Source organism: Oceanicola granulosus HTCC2516 (genome assembly GCF_000153305.1).
In the GTDB taxonomy this organism is placed as follows: domain Bacteria; phylum Pseudomonadota; class Alphaproteobacteria; order Rhodobacterales; family Rhodobacteraceae; genus Oceanicola; species Oceanicola granulosus.
Window position 1 is genome coordinate 544,773 of record NZ_CH724107.1, and the last position, 3,862, is coordinate 548,634.

A 3,862-nucleotide genomic window follows, 5' to 3' on the forward strand; every position below is an offset into this window, starting at 1 on the left:
CGGCCTACGGGCCTACATCCCGCTCTGCCGCAGGAAGTTCACCAGTCCAGCCGTCGAGCCGTCCTTGCCGTCGGTGCTCTCGCGGCCCTCCACCACGGGCTGCAGCCCGGTCGCCAGCTCCTTGCCCAGCTCCACGCCCCACTGGTCGTAGGAGTTGATGCCGAGCACCGCGCCCTCCACGAAGACCCGGTGCTCGTAAAGCGCGATGATGCGGCCCAGGGTGGCCGGGTCCAACTCGGGATAGGCGAGCGTGGTCGAGGGGCGGTTGCCGGGGAAGACCCGGTGGCTGGCCTGCCGCTCGAGCTCGTCGCCCGAGAACTTGTCGGCCACCTTCGCGCGCGCCTCGTCGAGCGTGCGCCCCTTCATCAGCGCCTCGGACTGGGCGAGGCAGTTGGCCACGAGCAGCTGGTGCTGGTGGTGCAGATCGTCCTCGGCCCCGCGCGCGGCGACGAGGAACTCGCACGGCACGACCCGCGTGCCCTGATGGATCAGCTGGTAGAAGGCGTGCTGCCCGTTCGTCCCCGGCTCGCCCCAGACGATGGGGCCGGACTGGACCGACAGCTCGGCCCCGTCCATCGAGACGCGCTTGCCGTTGCTCTCCATCTCGAGCTGCTGGAGGTAGGCCGGCAGCCGCGACAGGCGGTTGTCGTAGGGCAGCACGGCGCGGGTGGCGTGGCCGCAGACCTGGTTGTGCCAGATCCCGACGAGCGCGAGCAGCGCGGGCATGTTCTCCGACCAGTCTGCGGCGCGGAAGTGGCGGTCCATCTCGGCCCCGCCGGCGAGGAACTGGCGGAAGGCCCTGGGCCCGATGGCGATCATCAGGCTCAGCCCGATCGGCCCCCACATGGAGTAGCGCCCGCCGACCCAATCCTCGAAGCCGAACACCCGCTCCGGCGCGATGCCGAAATCGGCGGTCTTGTCGGCCGCCGTCGAGAGCGCGGCGAACTGCGCGGCGGGCTCGGAGACGGTCTCGGACATCCACGCCTTGGCGGTGCGCGCGTTGGTCATCGTCTCGATGGTGGTGAAGGTCTTGGAGGCGACGATCACCAGCGTCGTCGCCGGATCGCAGCCGCGCAGGACGCCAGCGATGTCGGCGGGGTCGACGTTGGAGACAAAGTGGCAGCGCGGTCCGTCGTGGTAGGGCGCGAGCGCCAGCGTCGCCATCGCGGGGCCGAGGTCGGAGCCGCCGATGCCGATGTTGACGACATCGGTGATGCGCCCGCCCTGCCCCGTGAAGCGGCCCTCGCGCACGTCGGCGGCGAAGGCCTCCATCCGCTCGAGCGTCTCGCGCACGCCGGGCATGACGTCCTGCCCGTCGACCGTGACCGGCTCGCCATTGATGTTGCGCAGCGCGGTGTGGAGCACCGCGCGGCCCTCGGTCTCGTTGATCGGCGCGCCCGAGAACATCGCCTCGCGCCGCCCGGCCACGTCGGCGCGCTCGAGCAGCTCGATCAGCAGCGCGCGGCCCTCGGCGTCGATGTTGGTCTTGGAGTAGTCGAAGAGCATGTCGCCCACGCGCACCGAGAAATCCTCCGCCCGGCCGCCGTCGAACAACGTCTCGAAGCGGCGCGCGGCCACGGACTCGTGATGGGCGTTCAGCTTGTCCCACATGGCTTATTTCTCCGCCCAGTGAACGGTGGCGTCGCGCAGCACGGCGGCGACGGGGGCTTCCTCGGGCGGCAGCTTGCGCGCCTCGTCGAGGGCGGCGCGCTTCTCGGCGCCAGTGATGACGATATGGGTGCTCATCGCGCCCCGCAGCACCTTGGCCGACAGCGTCACTCGCGGCTCGGGCGCGCCGGGCGCGCGCATCGGGACCAGCAGGCTGTCGCCGTGCAGCGCCTCCTCGAGACGGTCGGCGCCGGGGAAGATCGAGGCGGTGTGCATGTCGGCGCCCATGCCCAGCAGCAGCACCGACAGCGGCAGCTCGGGGCGCAGCGCCTCCTCGAGCTCCTCGAGCCTGGCCTCCGGCGCGGGCGCGTCGGCGTAGAGCGGGACGAGCCGCGCGGCGGCGGCGTTGTCGGTCAGCAGGCGCTGGCGCAGCAGCCGGGTGTTGGAGCGCTCGGAGGTCTCGGGCACCCAGCGCTCATCGGTCAGCAGCACGTGGACGCGGTCCCAGTCGAGCCGCGTGGCGCAGAGGCTGTCGAAGATCGGGCCAGGCGTGGTGCCGCCGGGGACGGCCAGGGATGCGTGGTCATGGCTGACGAGGCACGTGCGCAGTTCGCTCGCGAGCAGGTCGGCGATGTCCATCATCATCATCTCGGCGTCGGGATATTCCTTCAGCTCCATCTCGGTCTCCTGTGGTCTGGCCTGCGCCTGTGGCGAAGGGTTTCGCGCCCTGGTCCGCGAGGTCAAGCGCCGCGCGGGCTCAGCCCTTGATGTCGCGCCAGCGGCGGCCGTCGCGGTGCATCAGCATCAGGCTGTCCTCGGGGCCCGACGAGCCGGTGTCATAGACCTTCGGCACGTCGTGGCGCGCCTCCCAGCCCTCGATCAGCGGATCGGTCCAGGCCCAGGCGGCCTCGACCTCGTCGCCGCGCATGAACAGCGTCTGGTTGCCCCGGATCACGTCCATGATGAGCCGCTCGTAGGCGTCCGTCACGTCGTCGGCCTCGTCGCCGAGAGCCTGCGCGAAGGTCATGTCGAGCGGCACGTCGATCAGCCGCATACCGCCGGGGCCGGGCTCCTTGATCGTCACCTGCAGGTCGATCCCCTCGTTGGGCTGCAGCCGGATCGTCAGCACGTTGCGGTGGCGCGCCTCGTCGCCCTCGAAGATCGAGTGGCCGAGGTCCTTGAATACCACGTTGATCTCGCTGGAGCGCGCCTTCAGCCGCTTGCCGGTGCGCAGGTAGAACGGCACGCCGGCCCACCGCCAATTGGCGATGGTGGCGCGCAGGGCGATGAAGCTCTCGGTGGTGCTCTTCGGGTTCTCGACGTCCTCGCGGTAGGAGGCGGTCTTCTCCGACGCCTCGTACTGGCCGCGCACGATGTGATGGCTGTCGATCGGCTGGAGCGCGCGGATCACCTTCAGCTTCTCGTCGCGCACCGCGTCGGCCTCGAACTGGTTCGGCGGCTCCATCGCGATCAGGCAGAGCAGCTGCATCAGGTGGTTCTGCACCATGTCGCGCATCGCGCCGGACTTGTCGTAGTAGCTGCCCCGGCCGCCGACGCCGACGGTCTCGGCGACGGTGATCTGGATGTGGTCGACGTAGTGGCTGTTCCAGAGCGGTTCGAACAGCACGTTGGCGAAGCGCACCGCCATCAGGTTCTGGACGGTCTCCTTCCCGAGGTAGTGGTCGATGCGGTAGATCTGGTCCTCGTTGAAGTGGTCGGCGAGCGTGGCGTTGAGCGCCCGGGCGCTCTTGAGGTCGCGCCCGAACGGCTTCTCCACGACGAGCCGGCTGTCGCGGTCGGCGATGCCATGGGTGTGCAGCCGCTCGGCGAGGTCGCCGAACAGGCCCGGCGCGACGGAGAAGTAGAAGGCCCGCACGACGCCGTCGCGCATCAGGTCCTTGAGCTGCTGCCAGCCGCCGTCGCCGCGCGCGTCGACGGCGACGTAGTGCAGCCGCTCGAGGAACGCCTTCAGGCCCTTGCGGTCCTTGCTCTCGGCCCCGCCGAACTCCTTGATCGCCGCCTCGATCTCGCTGCGGTAGCTCGCGTCGTCGTGCTCGGAGCGCGCGGCGGCGATGACGCGGGCGTCCTCGGGCATCTGCCCGGCGCGGAAGCGGCGGAACAGGCCCGGCAGGATCTTGCGGCGGGCGAGATCGCCCGTGCCGCCGAAGATCACCAGGTCGAAATTGTCGACGGGGATGACGCGCGAAACCATGTCTCACCTCTTGTCTTCGGTGCATCGGTGCCGGCGCGGCGG

At 70.1% G+C, this 3,862-nt stretch carries 3 protein-coding genes; all 3 read right to left on the reverse strand.

Translation table 11 applies throughout. The annotated features are described in order from the left end of the window. Window positions 1-12 precede the first annotated feature (12 nt). The 3 genes from pgi to zwf all read right to left on the reverse strand — a co-directional run bounded on the left by pgi (window position 13) and on the right by zwf (window position 3,820). The gene (pgi, locus tag OG2516_RS02645) at window positions 13-1,611 is read right to left on the reverse strand and encodes a glucose-6-phosphate isomerase (protein ID WP_007254061.1); all 1,599 of its coding nucleotides are present in this window, start codon (window positions 1,609-1,611) and stop codon (window positions 13-15) included. A gap of 3 nt (window positions 1,612-1,614) precedes the next feature. Continuing rightward, entirely contained in the window at window positions 1,615-2,286 is a 672-nt protein-coding gene (gene pgl, locus OG2516_RS02650) for a 6-phosphogluconolactonase (RefSeq protein WP_007254062.1), read from the reverse strand. 79 nt (window positions 2,287-2,365) lie between these two features. After that, window positions 2,366-3,820: a glucose-6-phosphate dehydrogenase gene (zwf, locus tag OG2516_RS02655; RefSeq protein ID WP_007254063.1), complete on the reverse strand. Its 1,455-nt coding sequence runs from the start codon at window positions 3,818-3,820 to the stop codon at window positions 2,366-2,368. Window positions 3,821-3,862 lie beyond the last annotated feature (42 nt).